Source organism: Hypericibacter terrae, from assembly GCF_008728855.1.
Taxonomy (GTDB): domain Bacteria; phylum Pseudomonadota; class Alphaproteobacteria; order Dongiales; family Dongiaceae; genus Hypericibacter; species Hypericibacter terrae.
Genome location: NZ_CP042906.1, coordinates 1,287,153 through 1,312,710, shown reverse-complemented (window position 1 = coordinate 1,312,710; position 25,558 = coordinate 1,287,153). Strand labels below are relative to the sequence as shown.

General features: G+C 66.0%; 23 protein-coding genes and 1 other RNA gene. 10 read left to right on the top strand and 14 right to left on the bottom strand.

Going from position 1 to position 25,558, the window contains the following annotated elements:
- Window positions 1-51 precede the first annotated feature (51 nt).
- From mreC to FRZ44_RS05990, 3 genes are all read right to left on the bottom strand, one after another.
- The gene (mreC, locus tag FRZ44_RS06000) at window positions 52-978 is read right to left on the bottom strand and encodes a rod shape-determining protein MreC (RefSeq protein ID WP_151176327.1); all 927 of its coding nucleotides are present in this window, start codon (window positions 976-978) and stop codon (window positions 52-54) included.
- Window positions 979-1,093: 115 nt separating this feature from the next.
- Window positions 1,094-2,134 carry a rod shape-determining protein gene (locus tag FRZ44_RS05995; protein WP_151115739.1) on the bottom strand — a complete coding sequence of 347 codons (1,041 nt, stop codon included), beginning with the start codon at window positions 2,132-2,134 and terminating at the stop codon, window positions 1,094-1,096.
- A 91-nt stretch (window positions 2,135-2,225) separates the two neighbouring features.
- Window positions 2,226-3,779 (bottom strand): 2-isopropylmalate synthase, encoded by a 1,554-nt coding sequence (locus tag FRZ44_RS05990; protein WP_151176326.1) that lies wholly within the window; start codon window positions 3,777-3,779, stop codon window positions 2,226-2,228.
- A 551-nt stretch (window positions 3,780-4,330) separates the two neighbouring features.
- On the opposite strand from FRZ44_RS05990, the gene FRZ44_RS05985 reads away from it, so the two are divergent.
- The gene (locus tag FRZ44_RS05985) at window positions 4,331-5,470 is read left to right on the top strand and encodes an ABC transporter substrate-binding protein (RefSeq protein WP_151176325.1); all 1,140 of its coding nucleotides are present in this window, start codon (window positions 4,331-4,333) and stop codon (window positions 5,468-5,470) included.
- Window positions 5,471-5,646: 176 nt separating this feature from the next.
- Entirely contained in the window at window positions 5,647-6,810 is a 1,164-nt protein-coding gene (locus tag FRZ44_RS05980; protein ID WP_151175693.1) for an IS4 family transposase, read from the top strand.
- 129 nt (window positions 6,811-6,939) lie between these two features.
- Here the strand turns inward: FRZ44_RS05980 and ilvC are convergent, their stop codons facing one another.
- The 8 genes from ilvC to hflK all read right to left on the bottom strand — a co-directional run bounded on the left by ilvC (window position 6,940) and on the right by hflK (window position 15,661).
- Window positions 6,940-7,959, bottom strand: coding sequence for a ketol-acid reductoisomerase (gene ilvC / locus FRZ44_RS05975; RefSeq protein WP_151176324.1), 1,020 nt, complete (start codon window positions 7,957-7,959; stop codon window positions 6,940-6,942).
- Window positions 7,960-8,090: 131 nt separating this feature from the next.
- Window positions 8,091-8,603, bottom strand: a complete 513-nt coding sequence (gene ilvN, locus FRZ44_RS05970) for an acetolactate synthase small subunit (protein WP_151176323.1) — start codon at window positions 8,601-8,603, stop codon at window positions 8,091-8,093.
- 5 nt (window positions 8,604-8,608) lie between these two features.
- Window positions 8,609-10,375 (bottom strand): acetolactate synthase 3 large subunit, encoded by a 1,767-nt coding sequence (locus FRZ44_RS05965; protein WP_151176322.1) that lies wholly within the window; start codon window positions 10,373-10,375, stop codon window positions 8,609-8,611.
- 156 nt (window positions 10,376-10,531) lie between these two features.
- The gene (miaA, locus tag FRZ44_RS05960) at window positions 10,532-11,428 is read right to left on the bottom strand and encodes a tRNA (adenosine(37)-N6)-dimethylallyltransferase MiaA (RefSeq protein WP_407658056.1); all 897 of its coding nucleotides are present in this window, start codon (window positions 11,426-11,428) and stop codon (window positions 10,532-10,534) included.
- A 217-nt stretch (window positions 11,429-11,645) separates the two neighbouring features.
- The gene (locus FRZ44_RS05955; protein ID WP_225308565.1) at window positions 11,646-13,196 is read right to left on the bottom strand and encodes a DegQ family serine endoprotease; all 1,551 of its coding nucleotides are present in this window, start codon (window positions 13,194-13,196) and stop codon (window positions 11,646-11,648) included.
- Between the two features lie 164 nt (window positions 13,197-13,360).
- A complete protein-coding gene (locus tag FRZ44_RS05950) occupies window positions 13,361-13,546 on the bottom strand; it encodes a DUF2065 domain-containing protein (protein WP_151176320.1) in 186 nt (61 codons plus the stop codon).
- Window positions 13,547-13,619: 73 nt separating this feature from the next.
- Window positions 13,620-14,510 carry a protease modulator HflC gene (hflC, locus tag FRZ44_RS05945; protein ID WP_151176319.1) on the bottom strand — a complete coding sequence of 297 codons (891 nt, stop codon included), beginning with the start codon at window positions 14,508-14,510 and terminating at the stop codon, window positions 13,620-13,622.
- The gene (gene hflK, locus FRZ44_RS05940; protein ID WP_151176318.1) at window positions 14,507-15,661 is read right to left on the bottom strand and encodes an FtsH protease activity modulator HflK; all 1,155 of its coding nucleotides are present in this window, start codon (window positions 15,659-15,661) and stop codon (window positions 14,507-14,509) included. Before hflK ends, hflC begins: the two co-directional genes overlap by 4 nt.
- A gap of 147 nt (window positions 15,662-15,808) precedes the next feature.
- Between hflK and apbC the strand changes: the two genes are divergently transcribed.
- The gene (gene apbC / locus FRZ44_RS05935; protein WP_151176317.1) at window positions 15,809-16,942 is read left to right on the top strand and encodes an iron-sulfur cluster carrier protein ApbC; all 1,134 of its coding nucleotides are present in this window, start codon (window positions 15,809-15,811) and stop codon (window positions 16,940-16,942) included.
- Between the two features lie 135 nt (window positions 16,943-17,077).
- Here the strand turns inward: apbC and FRZ44_RS05930 are convergent, their stop codons facing one another.
- Complete coding sequence (locus FRZ44_RS05930) at window positions 17,078-17,758, bottom strand: pyridoxamine 5'-phosphate oxidase family protein (RefSeq protein ID WP_151176316.1); 681 nt, start codon at window positions 17,756-17,758, stop codon at window positions 17,078-17,080.
- A 68-nt stretch (window positions 17,759-17,826) separates the two neighbouring features.
- A complete protein-coding gene (thyX, locus tag FRZ44_RS05925; protein ID WP_151176315.1) occupies window positions 17,827-18,768 on the bottom strand; it encodes an FAD-dependent thymidylate synthase in 942 nt (313 codons plus the stop codon).
- A 173-nt stretch (window positions 18,769-18,941) separates the two neighbouring features.
- Between thyX and ssrA the strand changes: the two genes are divergently transcribed.
- The 7 genes from ssrA to FRZ44_RS05890 all read left to right on the top strand — a co-directional run bounded on the left by ssrA (window position 18,942) and on the right by FRZ44_RS05890 (window position 24,075).
- Window positions 18,942-19,283: a transfer-messenger RNA gene (gene ssrA / locus FRZ44_RS05920) on the top strand.
- A 75-nt stretch (window positions 19,284-19,358) separates the two neighbouring features.
- Window positions 19,359-19,862 carry an SspB family protein gene (locus FRZ44_RS05915; RefSeq protein ID WP_151176314.1) on the top strand — a complete coding sequence of 168 codons (504 nt, stop codon included), beginning with the start codon at window positions 19,359-19,361 and terminating at the stop codon, window positions 19,860-19,862.
- 18 nt (window positions 19,863-19,880) lie between these two features.
- A complete protein-coding gene (locus tag FRZ44_RS05910) occupies window positions 19,881-20,930 on the top strand; it encodes a glycosyltransferase family 2 protein (RefSeq protein ID WP_151176313.1) in 1,050 nt (349 codons plus the stop codon).
- Entirely contained in the window at window positions 20,927-21,784 is an 858-nt protein-coding gene (locus tag FRZ44_RS05905; protein WP_151176312.1) for a glycosyltransferase, read from the top strand. Before FRZ44_RS05910 ends, FRZ44_RS05905 begins: the two co-directional genes overlap by 4 nt.
- A complete protein-coding gene (locus tag FRZ44_RS05900; protein WP_151176311.1) occupies window positions 21,781-22,164 on the top strand; it encodes a TfoX/Sxy family protein in 384 nt (127 codons plus the stop codon). Before FRZ44_RS05905 ends, FRZ44_RS05900 begins: the two co-directional genes overlap by 4 nt.
- Before the next feature lie 236 nt (window positions 22,165-22,400).
- Window positions 22,401-23,795, top strand: a complete 1,395-nt coding sequence (fumC, locus tag FRZ44_RS05895; RefSeq protein ID WP_151176310.1) for a class II fumarate hydratase — start codon at window positions 22,401-22,403, stop codon at window positions 23,793-23,795.
- Between the two features lie 16 nt (window positions 23,796-23,811).
- Window positions 23,812-24,075 carry a ribbon-helix-helix domain-containing protein gene (locus FRZ44_RS05890; protein WP_151176309.1) on the top strand — a complete coding sequence of 88 codons (264 nt, stop codon included), beginning with the start codon at window positions 23,812-23,814 and terminating at the stop codon, window positions 24,073-24,075.
- Here FRZ44_RS05890 and FRZ44_RS05885 read toward each other — a convergent pair.
- Window positions 24,072-25,532 (bottom strand): multicopper oxidase family protein, encoded by a 1,461-nt coding sequence (locus tag FRZ44_RS05885; protein ID WP_151176308.1) that lies wholly within the window; start codon window positions 25,530-25,532, stop codon window positions 24,072-24,074. The genes FRZ44_RS05890 and FRZ44_RS05885 overlap by 4 nt on opposite strands.
- Window positions 25,533-25,558: the final 26 nt, after the last annotated feature.

The following is a 25,558-nucleotide window of genomic DNA, read 5'->3' as shown; positions in this document are numbered from 1 at the left end:
GGCGCCTTCGGCGCCGAACCTTTTGGGGCGCGCTTTCCCGCGCCCGCCTCGTCAATGCCCGCGCGGAAGCGCCACGACCGTGCCGCCAGCCGAAGGATTGGCCGCCGCATTGGCCGCCGCCGCGGCCGGATCGTCGCCCAGCACGCCGTCGAGGCCGTAATCCACGATCTGCAGGAATTCCATATGGTCCCAGTCCACGAAGGGGGTCACCGAGACGACACCGTCCGAGATCCGGTCGATCACGCCCACCGGCAGGCCCGGGGGGAAGGCCCCGCCATCGCCCGACGTGACGACGCGGTCGCCGACCTCGATCTGAAGGCCGGGCTTGAGATAGAGCAGCTGGGGCCGGTTCGAGTTGTCGCCGGCGAGGATGGCCCGGTCGCGGGTCCGCTCGACCACGACCGGCACGCGGGAATTGATGTCGGTCAGGAGCAGCACCCGGGCCGAACGGGTCCCGACCTCGCTGACGCGGCCCGCCAGACCGTCGCCGGTCATGGCCGCCTGGCCCTTGCGCAGGCCCGACTTCTCGCCGGCCGAGATCAGAACCTCGCGCACGAAGGCGCCGGTATGGTCGCCGATCACCCTGGCGCTGATGAAGCTCGATCGCGGGTCGGGCACGAAATGCAGCATGGTGCGGAGCTGACGGTTCTCGGCGTCGAGGCGCTGGGCGATGGTCTGCCACTCGGCCAGACGCTGGCGCTCGATGCGCAGGCGGGCGTTCTCGGCCCGCAGATCGACCAGTTCCTCGAGATTGGCGAAGAGCCCTTCGGCGAAGCTCACGGGCTCCGAGAGCGCGCCCAGGATCGGGGCCACCGCGTCGGACACCGCGGTCCGGGCCTGGGAAACCATGGGGCCATTCGCGCGACCCAGGACCATCACGCCGACGGCAGCAGCCATCACCATGACCAGGGTCAGCCGATGAACCAACGCCCGCAGCGGCGAAGCCAGGCGCAGCGCGGAGCCGGTCCGCTGCTTCATAACCTGCCTCCGCAGCGAATGCCCATTCGGGAATCGCTTTTCGTCATCGTCGCGACTCCACGCTTCACGATAACCCGAGACCCGAATCGGGCAAAGGAAAATTGAGCGGAATCAATCAATACATATTGATGAGGACGTTCTTGAGCGTCTTCATCTCCTCCAGGCAACGACCGGTGCCGAGCGCCACGCAGGTGAGCGGATCGTCCGCGATCGAGACCGGCAGGCCGGTCGAATGGCGGAGCACGAGGTCCAGGTTCGAGAGCAGCGCGCCGCCGCCGGTGAGCACGATGCCCTTGTCGACGATGTCGGCGGCAAGTTCGGGGGCGGTGTGTTCGAGCGCCACCTTGACCGCTTCGATGATGGCCCCGACCGGCTCGGCCAGGCTCTCGGCGATCTGGCGCTCGGTGATGACGAGCTCCTTGGGCACGCCGTTCATCAGGTCGCGGCCCTTGATCTCCATGACGCGGCCGTCGCCGTCTTCGGGAGGACAGGCCGAGCCGATTTCCTTCTTGATGCGCTCGGCACTGCCTTCGCCGACCAGCAGGTTATGGTTGCGGCGGATATAGGCGATGATCGCCTCGTCCATCTTGTCGCCGCCGACGCGCACCGAGCGCGAATAGACGATGCCGCCCAGCGACAGCACGGCGACCTCGGTCGTGCCGCCGCCGATATCGACCACCATCGAGCCCGTGGGCTCGGTCACCGGCAGGCCGGCGCCGATCGCGGCGGCCATCGGCTCCTCGATCAGGAACACGCGCCGCGCACCGGCGCTCTCGGCCGATTCCTGAATGGCACGGCGCTCGACCGCGGTCGAGCCCGACGGCACGCAGACGATGATCTGCGGGCTGGCGAAGCTGCGCCGGTTGTGAACCTTTCGGATGAAATGCTTGATCATTTCCTCCGCGACCTCGAAGTCGGCGATGACGCCGTCGCGCAAGGGGCGGATCGCGGTGATGTTGCCGGGCGTGCGGCCCAGCATCATCTTCGCTTCGTCGCCCACCGCCAGCACATGCTTGCGGCCCTTCACCTCGTGGATGGCCACGACCGACGGCTCGTTCAGCACGATCCCGCGGCCTTTGACATAGACCAGCGTGTTTGCCGTGCCGAGGTCGATCGCCATATCGGCGGACAGCATCCCCAGCAATCTACCCAGCATTGGTATTTACCTCATCGCATTTGGGCCGACGCAGGTCTCTTGCCTGGCGCCTGCATTGTCTGGAAAAACGGGGCCCCTTACCCCGCGGGGTTCAAGCGGAAAGCGCGGCAGGCGCGGTCTTCTGCCTCTTGGTCAGGAGCTTGTTGAGCGCGTGCAGATAGGCCTTGCAGGAGGCCACCAGCGTATCGGTATCGGCCCCCTGGCCGTTCACCGTCTTGCCGTTTTCCTCCAGCCGCACCGTCACCTCCGCCTGCGCATCCGTGCCGGCGGTGACGGCATTCACTTGGAACAGCTGCAGCCGCGCGTCATGCGGGAACAGCTGCCGGATCGCCTTGAAGGTCGCGTCCACCGGGCCGTCGCCCAGCGCGCGCGTCTGCTTCACGACGCCGTCGATCTCGAGTTCGAGATCCGCCTGCTGCGGACCCTTGGAGCCGCAGACGACCTGCAGCGAGACGAAACGGATGCTCTCGTTCGAGCGCACCACCTCGTCGTCGACGAGTGCCACGATGTCCTCGTCGAACACGTCCTTCTTCTTGTCGGCCAGATCCTTGAAGCGGCGGAATGCCTCTTCGATCGCATTGTCGCCGAGCTCGAAACCGAGCTCCTTGAGCTTGGACTTGAAGGCGTGGCGGCCTGAATGCTTGCCCATCACCAGGGTCGAGCGGCTGAGGCCGACCGATTCCGGCGTCATGATCTCGTAGGTGCCGGCATGCTTGAGCATGCCGTCCTGATGGATGCCGGATTCGTGGGCGAAGGCGTTGGCGCCGACGATCGCCTTGTTCGGCTGGACCGGGAAGCCGGTCACGGTCGAGACCAGGCGCGAGGCGCGGGTGATGACCTCGGTATGGATGCCGGTCTTGTAGGGCAGGACGTTCTGGCGCGTGCGCAGCGCCATCACGATCTCTTCGAGGGCGGCGTTGCCGGCGCGCTCGCCCAGCCCGTTGACGGTGCATTCGACCTGCCGCGCACCGGCGCCGACGGCGGCCAGCGAGTTGGCGACGGCGAGGCCCAGATCGTTGTGGCAATGGACCGAGATGATCGCCTTGTCGATGTTGGGCACGCGGTTGAACAGCATGCGGATGAGAGCCGCGAACTCGTCGGGCACCGCATAGCCGACCGTGTCGGGAATATTGATGGTGCTGGCGCCGCATTTGATCGCGGCCTCGACGCAGCGGCAGAGGAAGTCGTGATCGGTGCGCGAGGCGTCCTCGGCCGACCATTCGACGTCCTCGCACAGGCTGCGCGCATAGGTGACGCTGTCGATGACGGCCTGATGCACCGCCTCGGGCTCCATCTGCAGCTTGAACTTCATATGGAGCGGGCTGGTCGAGAGGAAACTGTGGATGCGCGGACGAACGGCGCCCTGGAGCGCCTCCCAGGCGCGATCGATATCCTTCTTCGACGCGCGCGCGAGGCCCGCGACCGAGCTGGTCTTCAGCAGCTTCGCGACTTCGCGCACCGCCTCGAAATCGCCGTTGGAGGCGATCGGAAATCCGGCTTCGATCACATCGACGCCCATCTCCTCGAGAACCGCGGCAATGCGCTTCTTCTCGTCGAGATTCATCGAGGCGCCGGGCGATTGCTCGCCGTCGCGCATGGTGGTGTCGAAAATGACGACGCGGTTGGGATCTCGACCCGTGTCCATTGCTCTAACCCTTTGGCATCTCTGGTTCCGAGAGCGACTTCGACCGATGTCCCCTGAATGGCGTAACAAGGCGGCTTAAGCCCTCGCCTCCGCCGGTCAGGGGCGGGTAAGTCGAAGCGTCCGAAGCTCCAGAGACAGGGCGGTCCGTCCACGGGTTGAGGTTGAGCCGGCCGCGCGCCGCGCCGCACAGGGCGCCAAGTGAAAATTATCGCGGCAAATCAAAAACATATAGCCAGCTCAAAGCCCGATTCATGTCCGGTCCGCAGCTTTGTAACCTTGCTTGAGGTTGGTTAACAAGTCCTTTCGGGGCGCGTTGTTTTCTCAATAAATCAGCGCGCTGCCGGCTTAATTCCACCCGGGCTTGCCAGAGAACCCCGCGAGAGCGGACAATGGTCCGGGTTCCGGGGCAGAGGAAAACTCCAACCATTTCCATACGATCGCAAGCATTCCCAGGCGGCCGCCAGGCCGTTTTGGGCCAAGTTCGGCTCTGCCCCGCACCCCGCCGCCCAAAGTTAACGAAGTGGTAATGACAACCTGGGGAGGAAGTGATCATGGGAAAGAGCCTGCGCCGCCGCCGCGCGGAAGGCTTCGTTCGCGATTTTGCCGCAGGCCGGGTCGATCGCCGGCATTTCCTGAAGGCGCTGGCCGCCGTCGGGATCGGGCTCGGCACGACGACGCTGGGACAACGCCTCGCCGCCGCGAAACCGAACCTGACCTATTACACCTGGGCCGGATATGACGATCCGATCTATCACAACGCCTACGTCAAGAAGAACGGCGGCACACCGAACTACGCGATCTTCGCCGACGAGGAAGAAGCGCTGCAGCGCGTTCGCAACGGCTACCGCGCCGATGTCGCCCACCCCTGCACCAGCAATGTCGTGCGCTGGCATGCGGCCGGGATCGTGAAACCGATCGATGTCGACCGGCTCGAGAACTGGCCCGACGTGTTCGAGGGCTTCAAGAAGGTTTCCGGCGTGCAGATCGACGGGCAGATCTTTCATGTGCCCTGGGAATGGGGCAACAGCTCGATCGCCTATCGCCCCGACAAGGTCGAGATCGCCGAAGAGAGCTACGGCCTCCTGCTCGACGAGCGCTACAAGGGCAAGATGTCGGCGTTCGACAATTCGGAGGAAGTTCCGATCATGTCCGCCATCCTTGCCGGCGCGAAGAATCCCTTTGCCCTGAGCGAGGATGAATATCCCAAGGTGGAGGCGGTCATGACGAAGCTCAACGCCAACATCCGCTTCTACTGGACCGATGCGACCGAGATGCAGCAGGGCCTGGCGTCCGGCGAGCTCGTGGCTACGACTGCCTGGAACGATATCGTCAAGACCATGGCCGATCAGGACGTGCCGATCAAATTCATGACGCCGAAGGAAGGCATCCTGACCTGGATCTGCGGCATGGTGCTGATGAAGGACGGCCCGGGCGACGAGAGCCAGGCTTACGAATTCATGGATGCGATGCTCTCCACCGAGAGCGGCGTGACGCTGATGGAAAATCTCTATTACGGCCATTCCAACCGGAAGACGCTCGCCGCCGCCGATCCCGAACTGGTCAAGGGCCTCGCCTTCGACAAGGCGGAAGAGCGCATCAGCGATCCCCGCACGCATTTCTTCGAGCCCCAGGCCAACGATCAGCGCGAGCGACTGATCGCCATGTTCGAGAAGGTGAAGGCGGGGCTGTAGAAAGCGACAAGCCTCGCTCCCGGGAGGAAGCGAGGCCTCTTTGGTTTCAGTATCCCCTCCCCCGCTTCGCGCAGGGCTGTCCGGGGAATGAGTCGATAGGTCGCGGGCGCATGCCCGGTTTTCCGGAGGTTTTCCGGGTACTTTCTGGTTGTCGAGACTCAGAAAGGGAACCGGGCATGCAGTACATGGGTAGCATCTTCGTGAGCCTGCTGAAACCCATCGATCGGCGTCAATTCCGCACGCTGGTGGAGCGCCACGACGGCGATGCCTACGACAAATCCTTCAAGAGCTGGGATCATCTGGTGGCGCTGATCTACGCCCAGCTCAGCCACGCCAAGAGCCTGCGGGGGGTGGAGGCGGGTTTCAACGCCAACTCCCAGCATCACTACCATCTGGGGGTCGGGAAGCTGGTTCGTTCGACCTTGTCGGATGCCAATGCGCGCCGTCCAGTGAGTGTGTTTGCGGGGCTGTTTGGCACGCTTTCCCAGGAGGTGGATCGGCTGGCTCGCCAGGAAGGGAACGAGATGCTGCGTTTGATCGACGCCTCGCCGATTCCGCTGGGCAAGGTCTGCGCCTGGGCGGACTGGAACGGCCGGATCCGCGGCATGAAGATGCATGTCGTCTACGATCCCAAGGCCGATCGCCCCTGCTCGGTCGAGGTCACGCCGGCCACCATCAACGACATCGAGGTGGGCCGGCGCGTGCCGATCGAGGCCGGAGCCACCTATGTCTTCGACAAAGGCTATTGTCGCTACAGTTGGTGGTGCCAGATCGACGCCGCCGAGGCGGTCTTCGTCACGCGCGCGAAGTCCAACATGCGCTTGCGCGCCACCAAGCGGCGCAAGCTCCGGAAGATTGTCGGCGACGGCTTCAGGATCATCGACGACGCCGAGGTCCGCCTCGTCAGTAAGGGCGATTCCAAGCTGGCGATCCGGCTGCGTCGGATCCGGGTCCGGCGCGAAAAAGGCGGCGTCATCACCCTCATCACCAACGATATGACCCGCTCGGCCGTGGAAATCGCCACCCTCTACAAGACCCGGTGGCAGATCGAGCTGCTGTTCCGCTGGATCAAGCAGCATCTCGATATTCGCAAGTTCCTTGGCAACAACGAAAATGCCATCCGGCTGCAGGTCCTCGCCGCCATGATCGCCTATCTGCTCCTGCGCATCGGCGCGCGCCTCCACAGCGTGAAAATCCCCCTCCTGCGACTGGCCGAACTCGTCGGCCAGTCGCTCTTTACCAGGAAAACCTTCCACCGTATCGATCGCCCGCCGCCCGTCAATCCAAGCAAGCCATCTCCCAAAGTCCCAGCCAACCAGATGGCGTTCTGTTATGCATGAGTTTCCCCGGACAGCCCTGCGCTTCGCGGGGGAGGGTGAGGGAGAGGGCCGCTCGATATCCGACAGCGCGTCATCTTCCTTTCTAACCTTCCCCCGTTCCGGGGGAAGGAACAGACCGAGTTTTCTCGTTCAGTTCTTCGTCTTGTCGACCAGCTTGTTCTTCCCGATCCAGGGCATCATGGCGCGCAGCTTGACGCCGACTTCCTCGATCGGATGCTCGGCGGCGCGCCGGCGCATCGCCTTGAAGCTCGGCTGGCCGGCATTGTTCTCCAGCACCCAGTCGCGGGCGAAACGGCCGGACTGGATGTCGTCGAGGATGCGCTTCATCTCCTTCTTGGTCTCGTCGGTCACGATCCGGGGACCGCGCGTGTAGTCGCCATATTCGGCGGTGTTGGAGATCGAGTAGCGCATGTTGGCGATGCCGCCCTCATAGATGAGGTCGACGATCAGCTTCACCTCGTGCAGGCATTCGAAATAGGCCATCTCCGGCGCGTAGCCGGCCTCGACCAGCGTCTCGTAGCCGGCCTGGATCAGCGCCGTCAGGCCGCCGCAGAGCACGACCTGCTCGCCGAAGAGATCGGTCTCGCATTCCTCGCGGAAATCCGTCTCGATGATGCCCGAGCGGCCGCCGCCGATGGCCGAGGCATAGGAGAGCGCGATCTCGAGCGCGTTGCCCGAAGGATTCTGCGCCACCGCCACGAGGCAGGGGACGCCGCCGCCCTTCTGGTACTCGGAGCGCACCGTATGGCCGGGGCCCTTGGGCGCCACCATGAACACGTCGATGTCGGCGCGCGGCTCGATCAGGCGGAAATGGATGTTGAGGCCATGGCCGAAGGCGATGGCGGCGCCGGGGCGCATATTGGCGTGGAGCTCGTCGGTATAGATCTTCGCCTGCAGCTCGTCGGGCGTCAGCATCATGACGATGTCGGCCCACTTCGCGGCCTCGGCCGGCGTCATCACCTGGAGGCCTGCGGCTTCCGCCTTCTTGATCGAGGCCGAGCCCGGCTTCAGCGCGACGCGCACATCCTTGACGCCGCTGTCTTTGAGATTCAGGGCATGGGCGTGGCCCTGGCTGCCATAGCCGACGACGGCGACCTTCTTGCCCTTGATCAGATTGACGTCGGCATCACGATCGTAATAGACGCGCATTCAAGTCCTCTCCTCTGTCTTTGCCAGCATCGGCAGGCGCCCCTCGAGGGGGCCAGGACACTGCCGTTCCGAATGAGTGGCGGGATCGACCCCGCCGATAGGCCCCGTGCGATTTCGTTGGTTTATAGGCCTCAAAGCGCCTCGGGGCCGCGTGCGATTGCTGCAACGCCGGTACGCGATACGTCGACCAGTCCCAAGGGCTGCATCAGATTGATGAAGGCATTGAGCTTGTCGGTCGAACCCGTCATCTCGAACACGAAGGATTCGATGGTCGAATCCACGACGCGGGCGCGGAAGATGTCGGCGATGCGCAGGGATTCGACCCGCTTCTCGCCGGTGCCGCGCACCTTGATCAGGGCCAGCTCGCGCTCGAGGCTGGGGCCCTCGGCCGTCAGGTCGCTGACCCGATGGACCGGAACCAGCCGCCCGAGCTGGGCCTTGATCTGCTCGATGATCATGACCGTGCCGGAGGTGACGATGGTGATGCGCGACAGATGGCGCTGCGCATCGACCTCGGCGACGGTCAGGCTCTCGATGTTGTAGCCGCGGCCGGAGAACAGCCCGACCACGCGGGCCAGGATGCCGGGTTCGTTGTCCACCAGCACCGAGATGGTGTGGCGCTCGATCTTTTGCGGTTCAGCCATGGCACTTACACCAGCACCATGCCTTCTTCGGAGACCGGCTTCGCATGATCGTGGGGCCCGAGCAGCATCTCGTTATGCGCGGCACCCGACGGGATCATCGGGAAGCAGTTCTCGGTCTGATCGACGCGGCAATCGACCACCACGGTCCGGCGGGTCTTGATCATCTCGTCGATGGCGCCGTCGAGATCGGAGGGCTTCTCGATCAGCATGCCCACGCCGCCGAAGGCGTCGGCCAGCTTGACGAAATCGGGCAGCGAATCCGTGTAGCTCTCGGAATAGCGGCCGCCATGCAGCAGCTCCTGCCACTGCCGCACCATGCCCATATATTGGTTGTTCAGGATGAAGATCTTGACCGGCAGCCGGTATTGGCAGGCGGTGGAGAGTTCCTGGATGTTCATCAGGATCGAGGCCTCGCCGGCCACGTCGATGACCAGCGCGTCGGGATGCGCGATCTGCACGCCGATCGCGGCCGGCAGGCCGTAGCCCATGGTGCCGAGGCCGCCCGAGGTCAGCCAGCGATTGGGCTGCTCGAATTTGAGGAACTGGGCCGCCCACATCTGATGCTGACCGACCTCGGTCGTGATGTAGACATCCTTGTCCTTGATCGCCTCATAGAGCCGCTGCAGCGCATATTGCGGCTTGATGATGCTGGTCGAGTTCTTGAAGCGCAGGCAGTTGCGGCCGCGCCATTCCTCGATCTGCTTCCACCAGGCCTCGAGCGCCTTGCGGTCCGGCTGGATCTGCTTCGCCTTCCAGACCTTGATCATGTCCTCGAGCACATGGCCGACATCGCCCACGATCGGCACGTCCACGCGGACGTTCTTGTTGATCGAGGAAGGATCGATATCGATATGGATCTTCTTCGAGTTCGGCGAGAAGGCGCTGATCCTGCCGGTGACGCGGTCGTCGAAGCGGGCGCCGACCGCGACCATCACGTCGCAATCATGCATCGCCCAGTTCGCCTCATACATGCCGTGCATGCCCAGCATGCCGAGGAACTGCGGATCGGAGGCCGGGAAGGCGCCCAGCCCCATCAGCGTCAGGGTGCAGGGGAAGCCGGTCAGCTTCACGAAATCCTTCAGCAGCTGCGCGGCCGCAGGGCCTGAATTGATGACGCCGCCGCCGCAATAGAAGAGCGGCTTCTTGGCCTTGGCCAGGAGCTCGACCGCGGCCTCGATCTGCCGCGGATCGCCCTTCACCGGGGGGTTGTAGCTGCGATGCTTGCGCGCGGACGCCGCCGGCGCGCCGGCATAGGTCGTCTTGGCCTGCAGCACATCCTTGGGCAGGTCGATCACGACCGGACCGGGCCGGCCGCTGCGCGCGACATGGAAGGCCTCATGCACCACGCGGCCGAGATCGGCCACGTTCTTCACCAGGTAGTTATGCTTGGTGCAGGGCCGGGTGATGCCGGTGGTGTCGGCCTCCTGGAACGCGTCATTGCCGATCAGATGGGTCGGGACCTGACCGGTCAGGCAGACGATCGGAATCGAATCCATCAGCGCGTCGGTCAGGCCGGTCACCGCATTGGTGGCGCCCGGACCCGAGGTCACCAGCACGACGCCGACCTTGCCGGTCGAGCGCGCATAGCCCTCGGCCGCATGCACGGCCGCCTGCTCATGACGCACGAGAATGTGGCGCAGCGCGTTTTGTTTGAAGAGCTCGTCATAGATCGGAAGGACGGCGCCGCCGGGATAGCCGAATACGACGTCCACACCCTGGTCCAAAAGGGCCCGGATGAGGACAGACGCACCGATCATCTCCTGCGCAGACATTTTCGCTGATCCTTTCCTTCACAAAATTCGGAAGCCCGTTCAAGGGCTCCGCCGGTCTCGCGCGGCCGATTTACGGGCGCACAAACCCCTCCCGCACGGACCTTTCCGGCCGGCAAGGAGCCCGAAACTAGTGATTTGCTGCAATGCGGTCAACAGCTAATGGCAAATCTTCGAAAAGAAATCGCGAAAGAATCTTTCCAAAAATTGCGCGCCCGCAAAGCCCGGCTCCAGCGGATCGGCCTCGATCCGGGCCGCGCCCGGCAGCCGGTGGCGAAACCAGGTGTATTGGCGCTTGGCATAGCGCCGGGTGGCCTGCTGGCCGGCCGCGATCGCCGTGGTCAGGTCGCTCGTCCCGGCCAGATAGGCGCCCAGCTCGGCGACGCCGATCGCCTTCATGGCCGGAAGGGCCGGATCGAGCTTCAGCGCCAGGAGGGCCTTCACCTCCTCGAGCGCTCCCGCTGCCACCATGCCGGCGAAGCGGCGATCGCAGGCGGCATAGAGGGCGGCGCGCGGTGGCATCAGGAGATAAGTCTCGAAGACAAGATCCGGCGGCGGCGCCCGGCCGCTTTCTGCCTGCCAGACCGACAGCGGCTTGCCCGTCGCCTCGAAGAGCTCGAGGGCGCGCAGGATGCGCTGGCGGTCGGTCGGCTCGATCCGCGCGGCCGTCGCGGGGTCGCAAGCTTCGAGTGCCTCGAACAACGACGCCACGCCGTCAGGCGCGCTCATCCGGGCCTGCAGGCTTTTGCGGATCGCTTCGGGGATCGGCGGAAGATCGGCGATGCCGCGCATCAGGGATTCGAGATAGAGCCCCGTCCCGCCGACCAGGATCGGCAAGCGGCCCTCCGCGCGGGTCGCGGCGATGGCGCTCAGCGCCAGCTCGCGCCAGCGCCCCGCCGAGCAGGGCTCGCCCGCCGGCAGGATGCCGAAAAGACGATGGGGAACGCGCGCCATCTCCGCCTCGGTCGGACGCGCCGACAAGAGCGACAGCTCGCGATAGAGCTGCATGCTGTCGGCGTTGATGAGCGTCCCGCCGAGCTTCTGCGCCAGCGCCATGGCCAGCGCGGACTTTCCGCTCGCGGTGGGGCCGGCGATGACGAGGACATTCGCGTTCTGATCCCCTCCCCCGGAACGGGGGAGGGCCAGGGAGGGGGAAGACGTTGAGGGCGCAGGTGTCATGAGCCTGGAAGCGTTCAGCCCGGATACCGAGACTGCCCCCTCCCTAGCCCTCCCCCAAAAACGGGGGAGGGGATAACTAGTGAGAGCCCGCTCCTCACCCCTTGTTGTCGATCCGCACCGCGACCCATTGGAAGTCGCCGCCGCGATAGACCAGGAGCGTCACCACGCGATAGCCGTTGCCCTTGGCGTCGTCGACGCGCTTCTTCACGTCGGCCGGAGTTTTGACCGCCTTCTGGTCGACCTCGATGATGACGTCGCCTTCCTGCAGGCCCTTCTCGGCCGCGGGACCGTTGGCGTCGACCGAGCTCACCAGCACGCCGGCGACATCGGGCTCCAGCTTGTACTGGTCGCGCAGGGCCGCGGTCAGCTCGGTGACGACGAGACCCAGCAGATCGACCTTGCCGCTGTTGGCCGGCGCCGTCGGCGTCTTGGGCTGGGTCGATTCCGCCGAGGCCTGCTCGGTCTCTTCCTGCAGCTCGCCGACCTTGACCGACAAGGTCTTCTTCTCGCCCTGGCGCCAGACCACGATCGAAACATCCTGATCGATCGGCGTCTCGGCCACGACGCGCGGCAGCTTGCGCATCTCGTCGATGGCATGGCCGTTGAATTCGAGGATCACGTCGCCCTGCTTGATACCGGCGGCGTCGGCGGGGCCACCCGCCGTCACATTGGCGACCAGCGCCCCCTTCGGCGTCGGCAGGCGCAGACCTTCGGCCAGCTCCGGGCTCACGCTCTGGATGCGCACGCCCAGCCAGCCGCGACGGGCATGGCCGAAATCCTTCAACTGCTCGATGACCGTGCGCGCGAGATTCGAGGGAATGGCGAAACCGATGCCGACGCTGCCGCCCGAGGGCGAATAGATCGCCGTGTTGATGCCGATGACGCCGCCATCCATGTCGAACATGGGACCGCCGGAATTGCCGCGATTGATCGAAGCATCGGTCTGGATGAAGTCGTCATAGGGGCCGGCATTGATGTCGCGCTGGCGGGCCGAGACGATGCCGGCCGTGACCGAGCCGCCGAGGCCGAACGGATTGCCGATCGCGAGCACCCAGTCGCCGATCCGGGTCTTGTCGGAATCGCCCCAATGCACGGCGGGCAACGGCGATTTCGGCTCGACCTTGAGCAGCGCCAGGTCGGTCTTGGTGTCGATGCCGATGATCTTGGCTTCGAGCTCGGTATCGTCATGGAGGCGGACCGTGATCTGGTCGGCGCCCTCGATGACGTGGTTGTTGGTGACGATGTAGCCGCTGGGATCGATGATGAAGCCCGAGCCCAGCGAGGTCGCGCGGCGCGGCTCCGGCTGCTGGCCGTTCCCGCCGCCGCCGCCATTGTCGCCATTGTCGCCATTGTCGCGATTCTGCCGGTCGAAGAAGTCCTTGAACATCTCCTCCAGGTCTTGCTGCGAATTGCCGTCGTCCTTCAGGGTCTGGGTGGTCGAGACATTGACGACCGCCGGCAGCAGGGCTTCCGCCAGGTCGGCGAAGCTCTCGGGCGCCGAGCGCGCCGAGGCGGGCGCCGGGGATGCCGTCAATGCCAGCAGGGCGACGAAGGCCGCGGCGCCGGCCGAGCGCAGGGCCGCGACGCACCAGAACGGCGTCGGGACGAGGGACCGCGGGGACGCGAAGGAAGAACGGAACGACACGGGACTTGGACCTCCGAACGCAAGGGCCGACCGACGGGCCGGCGATCGGCCCGGTGGACGAATGGGGAACGAGATTAGGCGAAATCGATGTCGCCCGGGTGAAATTTCCCGTGAGCGACCGCGACCTCCTTCTCGGCGAGAATGGTGGCGGAAGCGAGGCGGATTCAGCCCCTCACCAGCCAGACCAGCAGCAGACCGGCGCCGGCGGCCACGAGCCCGGCGATCCGCTGCGTCGTCTCCGGAAGGACCGCCAGGGTCTCGGTGAAGCGGCGCAGCATGCCGGGGATGGCCGCGAGCGCGATGCCTTCGATCACCAGCAGCAAGCCCAGCGCCGTGGCGAGATCGCTCATTGCCGCCTCGCCACCGCGACGCTATCCGGCGGACCCGAAGCGGGGTCTTTCCACCCCACCATCGCGGCGAGGCTCACGGCGCGGGCGGTGGGCTGGCGCTCCCCTGCTCGCTGCCGAAGAAGCGGAAGAAGTCGCCCGTCGGCGGGCCGATATAGGTGGTGTTGGCGCCGTCGAGGCCCTGGGTCAGGGCCTGCATCGACCGGTAGAAGTCGAAGAAGGCCGGATCCTTGCCGTAGGCGTCGTTATAGATCCGGGTCGCCTCGCCGTCGCCCTCGCCGCGCAAGACCTCGGCCTGGCGACGCGCATCGGCGAGAATCACCACCTGCTGCTTGTCGGCCTCGGCCTTGATCTTCTGCCCGTCCCGCTGGCCTTCGGCGCGCAGGCGGCGCGCTTCCTGCTCGCGCTGCGTCTGCATGCGCCGGAAGATCGCCTGGCTGTTCTCCTCGGGCAGATCGACGCGCTTCATGCGGACGTCCACGACATTGACGCCATAGATCAATGCCGCCTGGTTCACCGCCTCGGTGATCGAGCGCATGAACTGGGCGCGCCGCGCGGTCAGCATTTCCGACATCGGCACCTTGCCGATCTCGCCGCGCAGGTTCGAATTGATGATCGGTCCGACGCGGCCGCGCAGGCCGCCTTCGTCGCGCACCACCTGATAGAACTTCAGCGGGTCGACGATGATGTATTTGGCGTAGGCCTCGACCACCACCTGCTTCTGGTCGTTGGTCGGCATTTCGGCCGGCGCCAGGTCGAGATTGAGCAGCCGCTTCTCGAAATAGATGACGTTCTGGATGAAGGGCAGCTTGAAATGCAGCCCCGGCTCGCTGATCGCCTGGCGCGGCTGGCCGAACTGCAGCACGAGCGCCTGCTGCCACTGGTTGACGGTGAAGGTAGAGGAGAGCAGCACCACGACGGCGATGACCGCCAGGATGATGACCGCGACGAACGAGGTGCGGTTCATTGCGAGGCTCCCTGCGTACCGGACGTCGCGTCGCTGTTGTTGGGCGGCATGCCGGTGTTCACCGCCGGCTTGGTCTGCAGCTTCATCAGCTCGTTGACCGAGAGATAGGGCAAGGCGCCACCGGCGCCGGGGGCGCCGGAGACCAGCACCTTGTTCATGCCGCGCATGATGTCTTCCATCGTCTCGAGATAGATGCGCCGCTCGGTCAGCACCTTGTTCTTGGCATATTCGTCATAGACCGAGATGAAGCGCTGCGCGTCGCCGGTGGCGATCGCGATCTTCTCTGCACGATAGGCTTCGCCGGCTTTGATCACCTGCTGCGCCTGACCTTCGGCGCGCTGGGTGATCTCGTTGAAATAGGCCTGCGCCTCGTTGACCGAGCGCTCCTTGTCGGCGCGCGCCGCCTGCACGTCGCGGAAGGCCTCGATCACCGCATCGGGCGGATCGACCTTCAAGAGCTGCAGGCTGGTGATGATGATGCCCGAATTGTAGCTGTCGAGCGTGTGCTGGATCAGCTCCTGGGTGCGCGATTCGACCTCGGCGCGGCCCTTGGTGCGGGTCGATTCGAAATCCGACTGGCCGATGATCTCGCGCATGCCTGCCTCGGAAACGGCCTTCACCGTCTCCTCGGGATCGAGGACGCTGAAGAGATATTTGCCGGCATCGCCGATCTTCCACAGCACCACGAACTGGATGTCGATGATGTTCTCGTCGCCGGTGAGCATCAGGCTCTCGGCCGAGATGTCGCGGGTGCTGGTGCCGTCGGCCGCCGAGCGGAAGCCGATCTCGACGCGGTTCTCGAAATCCACCATTGGGGTCTCGACCGAGCCGATCGGCGCCGGAAGGTTGTAATTGAGGCCGGGGCCGGTGGTGGCGACCCACTTGCCGAAGATCATGGCGACGCCCTGCTCGTTGGCGTCGACGCGATAGAAGCCGCTGGCCAGCCACAGGGCCAGGGCCGCGAGCGCGATGAAGACCAGGCCGCGCCGCCCGCCCATGCCGCCCGGCAACCAGCCCTTGAGCCGGTCTTGCCCTCGGCGCAACATCTCCTCGATATCGTTCGGTCGTTGACCACCGCCCGAGGGACCACGCCCCCACGGACCCTGGCCGCCGCCCCAAGGACCGCCGCCTCCTTGATTCTGCCACGGCATATCAAGCTTCCCTGTGTAGTGGATCGATTTATTGGCGCCGGCTTTCCCGGGACGGTCCGACGCCTTATATGACAGCCGGTTGCCATGGGCAACCGGCGCACGCCCCCGCCCTCGGCCATATTGTGATCCCATTGGAGTTGTTCAAGCATGTCCGCCCTTAACCAAGCCGCCATTCTCGACGCCCTGAAGGGCGTCCCCGGTCCCGACGGCCGCGGCGACATCGTCGCGCTGGGCATGATTTCCGGCGTCGTGGTCAAGGAGGGCAATGTCGGCTTTGCCATCGAGATCGACCCCAAGCGCGCCGCCCAGATGGAACCGCTGCGCCGCGCGGCCGAAAAGGCGGTGAACTCACTCTCGGGGGTTTTGTCGGTGACGGCAGTCCTGACAGCCCATCGCGGTGGTCCGGCACCGGCCGCAGCCCAGTCCCCGTCGTCTCATGCCGGCCATTCGCACGGCGCTCCCGCGCCGGCCGCCGGCCAGAAGGCCGCGGTCGCCGGCGTGCGCCATATCGTGGCGGTCGCCAGCGGCAAGGGCGGCGTCGGCAAATCCACCACCGCGGTCAATCTGGCGCTGGCGCTGAAGGCGATCGGCCTGCGCGTCGGGCTGCTCGACGCCGACATCTATGGCCCCTCGCAGCCGCGCATGATGGGCATCTCCGGCAAGCCGACCTCCGCCGACGGAAAGCGGCTCAACCCGCTCGAGAATTACGGCATCAAGGTGATGTCGATCGGCTTCATGGTGCCCGAGGAGACGCCGATGATCTGGCGCGGGCCGATGGTGATGAGCGCCATCAACCAGATGCTGCGCGATGTCGAATGGGGCGAGCTCGACGTGCTGGTGGCGGATCTGCCACCCGGCACCGGCGACGCGCAGCTCACCATGGCGCAGCAGGTGCCGCTCTCGGGCGCCATCATCGTCTCGACGCCGCAGGACATCGCGCTGCTCGATGCGCGCAAGGGCCTCAACATGTTCCGCAAGGTCGAGGTGCCGGTGCTCGGCATCATCGAGAATATGAGCTACTTCACCTGCCCCCATTGCGGCGAGCGCAGCGACATCTTCAGCCATGGCGGCGCGAGGCTGGAGGCCGAGCGGCTCGGCGTGGAGTTCCTGGGTGAGCTGCCGCTCGACATGGCGATCCGCGAGACCTCGGATGGCGGCCATCCCATCACCGTATCGCAGCCCGACAGTCCGCATGCCAAGACCTACCGCGCCATCGCCGAGCGCGTCTGGGCCAAACTCGCCGGCGCCCAGCGCACGGCCCCGCGGATCGTGATTCAGTAGGGAGAGAGTTAGAATTATTGTCTCCTCCCCCGCCTTCGGGGGAGGACTAAGGAGGGGGCTGCTCGCTGTCGAAGACCGCGCAGCCCTCTCCCTAGCCCTCTCCCGCGAAGCGGGAGAGGGGACATAATCGAGTCCTCAATACAAATTCGTCCGGTAATCCTCCTCGACCTCGCACTCGTAGGCCGCGACCAGGGCGTCGTCGACCTTCGGCGGCTGGCGCGTCTCGGCTTCCGCGATCTGCTCCATGATCATGCGCACCAGGCTGGGCATGGTCTTGCGATCGACCTGGGCCGTCGGATCCCAGAGCCGCGAGCGCTTGAAAGCCTTGGCGCAGTGGAGGAACGCTTCCTCGACCGCGACTTTGATGGCGACCTTGGGTTCCTTGTTGTTGACCGCCATGCCGCCAAGCAGCGCCGGATCGCGGGTCAGGACCGCCTTGCCATTGACCCGCAGCGTGTCCTCGAATCCCGGGATGAGGAAGATCATCCCCACCTGCGGATTGCCGACGATGTTGGTCAGGCTGTCGAGCCGGTTGTTGCCCGGCCGGTCGGGGATCGCCAGCGTGCGGTCGTCGAGGATCTGGACGAAGCCCGGCTGATCGCCGCGCGGAGAGACATCGGCGCGGCCGTCGGCGCCGAAGGTGCCGAGACAAAGGAAGGGCGACAGCCCGATGAAGCCGCGGCAATGACGATCCAGGAACGGGATCGATTTGCGCGCGGCACCGCCATCGACCTCGCCGAAGAGGGCGCGCAGGCCCGCCTGGTCGCGGATCTGCCAGGGATCGTCGCCGGGAGACAGTCGGGAATCGTCCGACATGAGGGTCACTCCTTCTCGATGTCGCGACGTCGGCAGCATGGCCGCGTCTCGCGGGGGTTGTCAGGCCGTCAGGATTCCTTGCGGGCCAACTCGGCCTGAAGCTCGGCCCATTCGCGCTTTCCCAGCCCGCTGTTCTCGGCGGTGACGGTTTCGCCCGCCAGCATCCGTTTGACCGCGGCCATGGCAGCCGCCGACAGGGTCACGGCATGAAGCCGGTGCTGGACGAAGGCTTCATGCGTGATCGGAACCCATTTCGCCACCACGTCCAGCATCCGCTCGGCATAGACCCGGATCTCGTACTGCGCATGCGGATCGGCGCGCAGCGACAGGAAATGCAGCAGATTGTGGAGATCGGTCTTCCAGTACCATTGCGTATAGAAATTGAGCGAGAGATTCATCCGCGCCAGCTCGCGCGCCAGGCCCTGCCGGCCCTCGTCGGGACGGCTGCCGTCCTCGCGCTCGTTCAGCATCTCCTCGTAGTGGGCGTAGGAGCGCGCCGCATCTTCGCGCAACAGCGTGAGCACGCGCTGCGCCTCGGCGCCTTCGAGCACATCCCCCCGCCCCTGGCGGTTGGCGACCGACTGGGCCGCGAGCTGCTCCGGCGCCGGGATATAGAACTCGTTGTCGAGCACCGAATAGCGCGCAGAATATTCGTTCACATTGGCGGTGCGGTGGCGGATCCATTGGCGCGCCACGAAGATCGGCAGCTTGACGTGGAACTTGATCTCGCACATCTCGAACGGGGTCGAGTGGCGGTGGCGCAGCAGATAATGGATCAGGCCGCGATCCTCGCTGACCTTCTTGGTGCCGCGGCCGTAAGAGACCCGCGCCGCCTGAACCACGGCGGCATCGTCGCCCATATAGTCGATGACGCGGACGAAGCCGCGGTCCAGCACCGGCAGGGCCTGATAGAGGATCTCCTCGAGGGCCGGCACGGTCGGGCGGCGCGTGGTGGCGCTGGCACTGCGCTGGGCGTCGATTTCGGCTTGCTGTTGGGGCGTGAGCGCCATGGCGGTGGGCGGGGTCCTTTTCGCGAATCTTGCGGCCCAAGGGACGGGCCGCCAGCGGACGCAATCTAACCGCTCGATGCGGTGCCGGCCACAAGCGGCACCGGGGCCCAGGCAAATCCTGGTGCACGCTTCGAAAAGCCCAGCGAATCGAGGCGGTTCCGGCCCGACAAGCAACCCTTCCGATTCGCCCTCGCGCACCCTATATTGAGGGGGTCGGGAAACCGACTATGGCGATAAACGCGTTATGGAATAAGCGTTGCGGACCCGGGGGCGGTACCCGGCGCCTCCACCAATTCGCCGCTTCCGACATCGTCCCTCGAGGGGACCTTCCGGAGCGGCTCCATGGGGGCGAAATAGGATCGACGCGCGTGGTAAAGCTAACGTTTTTGCCCGGCATGGTTCCGCCGTTATCGGGCCAACACAGAAGTGCCAACGACAATACTCGTCTGGCTCTCGCTGCCTAACAACTAGGTAAGCGCGGTTCGGGGGGCACCGGGCAACAGAAGCCCCCCACTTGGCTCAAGCTGCCGGTCTGGATAAGACAAGAAGCAGCGACGTGACTGACGGGATTGAGGGGGACGACGGCGAGCATGGCCGAAGATTTCTTGCGTTACGAGGAAATGGTCGAGACAGCGCTGCGCGATGTCGTGCGGCGGTCCCTGGCGCTGGTCGCGGAACGCGGCCTGCCGGGCGCGCATCATTTCTACATCACCTTCCGCACCGACCGGCCGGACGTCCTCATCCCGACCCGGCTGCGCCAGCAATATCCCAAGGAGATGACGATCGTCGTCCAGCACCAGTTCTGGGGGCTGGAGGTCGATCGCGAGACGCTGCGCATCACCTTGAGCTTCAACAATCAGCAGGAGCGGCTGGTCATCCCCTTCGCGGCCCTGACCGCCTTCGCCGATCCCTCCTGCAAGTTCGGCCTGCAGTTCGAGGCGCGCCCCGGCAACGGCAACGAGGCGTCGGCCGAGCGCAGCATCGCCCCGCAGCCGCGCACGGGCGTTCCGGCACCCGCCCCGGCTCCAGCCTCGGCCCCGGCCGACGCCAAGGGCGCCGAAGTGGTGACGCTCGACGCCTTCCGCAAAAAGTAAGCGGCTGCCGCACCCCGCTTGTCCGAAACGAGCAACGCTGCCCTCCCCGCTTCCGGCCCGGCCGTCTGCGTCATCGTCGTCGCCTATAATCCGGGCGCCTATCTGGCTCGCTGCATCGACGCCTTGCGACGCCAGCATTGGACCGATTTCGAGGCGATCATCGTCGACAACGGCTCGACCGACGGCGCCGTGCAAAGCCTCGGCGTCCTGGCGGCGCCGTTCCGCGTCCTCGCCACCGGCAGGAATCTGGGCTTTGCCGCCGCCAACAATCGCGGCGCCGCTGCCACGACCGCGCCCTGGATCGCGCTGCTCAATCCCGATGCGATCGCGGCACCGGACTGGCTCGAACGCCTCATGGCCGCGACACGGGCCCATCCCGACATCGCCATGTTCGGTTCCACCCAGATCCAGCTCGACGACGAGGCGCGCTGGGATGGGCTGGGCGACGTCTATCATGCGAGCGGCATCGTCTGGCGCGGCGGCTTCGGCCAGCCGGTGACGAATCCCGCACCGGGCGGCGAGGTCTTCAGCCCCTGCGCCGCGGCGGCGCTCTATCGGCATGACGATTTCCGTGCGGCCGGCGGCCTCGACGAGCGCTTCTTCTGCTATGTCGAGGATATCGACCTCGCCTTCCGCCTGCGGCTCCAGGGCCAGCGCGCGCTGCAGGTCGCCGATGCCGTGGTGCATCACGCGGGCTCGGCCACCACCGGCCGCAGCAGCGATTTCACCCTGTTCCATGGCTGGCGCAACCGCAGCTGGGTCTTCGTCAAGAACATGCCGGGGCCCTTGTTCTGGCCGTTGGTGCCCTTGCATCTCGCGGCGCTCGCCTTGCTGCTGCTGCTGAGTCTCAGGCCCGGCAGCGCCACAAAGATCGGGCCCTGCTGGCGCGGATTGACCGCAGCCCTTGCCGGCCTGGGTCCGATCTGGCGCAGCCGGCAGGAGATTCAACGTCAGCGACGCGCCTCGCTGTGCGCGATCGCGGGCGCCTTGAGCTGGTCGCCGCTCGCGCTGCTCGGCCGGCGCCCCGTTCTGCGGCCGGTCGCGGGCGGATCCGAGACCCGCTCATGAGCGAGGCTCCCGTCAGCGCCATTCTGGTGAGCTATCATTCGGGGGCCGTGCTGTGGCGGGCGCTCGACGCGCTGAAAGCCCAGCGGGGCCTGCGCGAGATCCTGCTGGTGGACAACGGCAACCCACCCAATGTTGGCGCCGAGTTGGACCGGTTGGCGATGGCCGACAAAATTCGCCTGATCCGCAGCGAGCGGAATCTGGGCTTCGCCGCCGGCTGCAATCGCGCGGCCGCCGCGGCTCGAGGCGAGCTCCTGCTGTTCCTCAATCCCGACGCCGTCCTGATGGCGGACGGCATCGCCGGCATGCTGGGCGCCATGCAAGACAAGCCGCAGCCCTGGATCGCCGGCGCGCGGCTCGTCGGCGCGGACGGGGTCGAGCGGCGGGGCGGCCGGCGCGGCGAGCTGACGCCCTCGCGCGCGCTGGGCGATGCGCTGGGATTCGGCAGCTTCAACCGCCACCGGCGGCCGCTGCCGCCGGACCCGATCGAGCTGCCGACGGTCAGCGGCGCCTGTCTCCTCATCCCCGCCGCCGACTTCCGCGCGCTCGGCGGGTTCGACGAGAGCTATTTCCTGCATGTCGAGGATATCGATCTCTGCCGGCGCCTGCGCGAGCGCGGCGGCACCGTCTGGTTCCTGCCGCAGATCGCGGTGGAGCATGAGGGCGGTTCCTCGGACGCGCCGTCCCTGGCGGTCGAGCGCCACAAGCTGGCGAGTTTCCGGCATTATTTCCGGCGCTATTATGGCGGCCGGCCCGACGCGGCGATCGTCATGGCGCTGATCGCGGCACGGCATGCGCTGCGGGCACCCTTCCTCCGGCTTTCGGATCGTCATCGAATTCGAGACAGCGACTTATGAGCAGCGGCTACGGCACCTATCTCCTCGACGAGCTGGGTTCCCTGGGCCAGGTCAGCCTGCGCCGTATGTTCGGCGGGGCGGGTCTGTTCCTCGACGGGCTGATGATCGGGATCCTCGACGAGGACGTGCTCTATCTGAAGGTCGATGCGCGCAACCGGCCCGATTTCGAGGCCGCCGGTTCCGAGCCTTTCACCTATGCGCGGATGGGGCAGGAGGTGGCGCTGTCCTTCTGGCGGCTGCCCGACGAGATCATCGAGGACGGCGAGGAATTGCGCGCCTGGGCGCTCAAATCCCGGGCCGCCGCGATCGCCACGGGAAAAGCGAAGGCGCCGCGCCCGAAGGCGGCCGCGAAGAAGAGGGCGACGCGCAGACGGCACTGACTGGGGAAGAAAGAAGTTGTTTCCTCCCCCGCTCCGCGGGGGAGGATCAAGGAGGGGGCCGCTCGCTATCGAATACCGCGCAGCCCCCTTCCTAACCTTCTCCCGTGCCGGGGAAGGGACAGATCGCGTCCTCTTCCTCCTTCTTTTCCCTGACCCCGATTGCCGCTAGAAGAGTGCCGGCATGGAGACGGCCGGGGGCCCTGGTCCCGCCGGGGGTTCATTCAAGGAGCGACCGCATGACGACCAAGACCCGCATGGAAAGCGATTCGATGGGCAATGTGGCGGTGCCCGACGACCGGCTGTGGGGGGCTCAGACCCAGCGCTCGCTCGAGAACTTCCGGATCGGCGGCCAGCGCATGCCGGCCCTGCTGATCCATGCCTATGGGCTGCTGAAGCAGGCGGCGGCGCAGGCCAACATGAAGCTCGGCAAGCTCGACAAGAAGCTCGGCAAGGCAATCGTCGACGCCGCGGGCGAGGTCGCCGCGGGCAAGCTCGACGATCATTTCCCGCTGGTCGTCTGGCAGACCGGCTCCGGGACCCAGACCAACATGAATGCCAACGAGGTCATCGCCAACCGCGCCAACGAGATGCTGGGCGGCAAGCGCGGCGACAAGAAGCCGATCCATCCGAACGACCAGGTCAATTACGGCCAGTCCTCGAACGACAGCTTCCCGACCGCGATGCATATCGCCGCCGTGCGCCAGGTCCAGGACGCGGTGCTGCCGGCGCTCGATCATCTCGCCGGCGCGCTCGAGGCCAAGTCCAAGGAATTCGCCAAGATCATCAAGATCGGCCGCACCCATCTCCAGGATGCGACCCCGGTCACGCTCGGCCAGGAATTCGGCGGCTATGCGCAGCAGGTCCGCAACGGCATCGACCGGGTGAAGGCCTGCCTGCCCCGCGTCTATCAGGTGGCGCAGGGCGGCACCGCCGTCGGCACCGGCCTCAACGCGGCGAAGGGCTTCGACAAGGCCTTCGTGGAGGAGCTCAAGAAACTGACCGGATTGCCCTTCACCTCGGCCAAGAACAAGTTCGAAGCGCTCGCGGCGCATGACGCGCTGGTCGAGCTCTCCGGCGCCTACAACGTGCTCGCCTGCTCGCTGATGAAGATCGCGAACGACATGCGGCTGTTGGGCTCGGGGCCGCGCTCCGGCATCGGCGAGATCCATCTGCCGGAGAACGAGCCCGGCTCATCGATCATGCCGGGCAAGGTCAATCCGACCCAGGCCGAGGCGCTCACCATGGTCGCCTGCCAGGTGATGGGCAACAATGTCGCCATCACGGTCGCGGGCAGCAACGGCCATCTCGAGCTCAACGTGTTCAAGCCGGTCATCATCCACAATCTGCTGCAGTCCGGTCAGTTGATCGCCGATGCCTGCCGCAGCTTCGCCGACAATTGCGTGGTCGGCATCACGGCGAACAAGGCCCGCATCCAGCAGCAGCTCGAGCAGTCGCTGATGCTGGTGACGGCGCTCAACCCGCATATCGGCTATGACAACGCGGCCAAGGTCGCGAAGAAGGCCCATGCCGAAGGCACCAGCCTGCGCGAAGCCGTCGTCGCGCTGAAGCTTCTGACCGGCGAGCAGTTCGACAAGATCCTGCGGCCGCAGGACATGCTGGGACCGCGCTGAGACCGGCCGGCGCGCCATGGCCCTGGGCGGTGGCGGCGGCGATCTGGCGGGCAGCAGGCTGCGCAAGCATTCGATCACCATCGCCGGCCATCGCACCAGCCTGTCGCTGGAGGACGCCTTCTGGCATCGCCTGCAGGCGATCGCGGCCGGGCGCGGGCAGTCGGTGGGCGCGCTGATCGAGGCGATCGATTCCGCGCGCGCCGAGCGCGGCGAGCCCGCGGGCAATCTCTCGAGCGCCGTGCGCGTCTTCGTGCTCGAGCAGAGTGTACCCGGTCCCTAGGCCACGCCCTCATAGGCCAGCGTGGTCATCATGCCTGCCACCATGTGGTAGAGCAGGTGGCAGTGGAACGCCCAATGACCCGGATTGTTCGCGTCGAAGGCGATCGTGACCGTCTTGCCTGGCGGCACCAGGACGGTATCGCGAAGCGCGCCCGCCATTCGCCGGCCGTCGATCGCGACCACCTGGAAGCTGTGGCCATGCAGATGCATCGGATGCGCCATCATGGTCCGGTTGACCATGGCGATCTCGATCCGCTCGCCCGCCTTGGCCGGCAAGGGCCCCGGCCCGCTCGACGCGTCGAGCCCCCAGCGATAGCCGGCCATGCCGCCGGTCAAGGCAAGCGTCAGGGCGCGATCGACCGGGCGCGGCGCCAGCGGTTCCAGGCTGCGCAGGTTCCGTTCGAGCTCGAGGTCGAGACGAGGCCCTGCTGACTCGCCGCGCGAGGAAATCGCTTTGACGGCACCGCCCGGCGGGCAGAGCAGGATGCCGGTGCGCTGGGGCGCGCCTTCCCGCAAGGCCAGGATCGGCACCGCGGCGCCGTCGCGTGGGATATCCACGCGGATATCGAGACGCTGCGCGATCGCGATCGGAAAGCGGCGCCCGGCGACGGGGACAATCGGGATTCCGTCCACGGCGACCAGGCTGCCGTCGAGGGACCCCAGATCGACCGTGAAGCCGGTCGCGGCCGCCGCGTTGATGATACGCAGGCGCACCCGCCCGCCGCGCTCGACCGCGACCTGCTCCGGATCGTCCAGAGTCCGGTCATTGGCCAGATAGGCGTCGAACTCGATGTCGTTGGCGTCCATCGCCATGCCGCCGCCCGACATCGTCATCCCGTCCATCATGGCGCCGCTCATGCCGGGCATCGATCCCGGGTCCATGCCAGGCATGCTCATGTCATGGCCGCTCATGGCCGGCGATGCTCTCAGCGCGGCCAGGATCTCGTCAGGCGCGCGGAACGAAAAATCATGCAGCATCACCACGACATCCTGCTCGTCGCGCGGCGAAGCCTCCTCGACGATCAGAGGCGCTGCCAGGAGCAACTGCTCCTGCAGGCCCTCATGCGAATGCATCCAGAAGCTGCCGGCGCGCGTCAGGGGAAAGCGATAGTCCTGCGACGTGGCGGGCGGCAGCGGATCCTGCGACACGCCCGAGACGCCATCCTGCCGCCAGGGCGGCGTCAATCCATGCCAATGGACCGAGGTCGGGACGGTCAGGGCATTCTCGAGGCGCACGGCGAAATCCTCGCCGACCTTGGCGGTCAGGCCCGGACGCCCATCGCGCTGGCGAAGCCCGAACACGGTTGCCGCACGACCGTCGATCTCGAGCTGGCGCGTCTCGGCGCGGAGGGTGACGAAATCGCCGCCCGCCGCCCGGGATCCCGCCAGGGGCAGAATCGTACCCAGCGCGGCGACACCCGTGCCGCGGAGGAAATCGCGTCGTGAGACAGAAAACATGCCGCCGCCCCGGTCGCGAGCCGGCC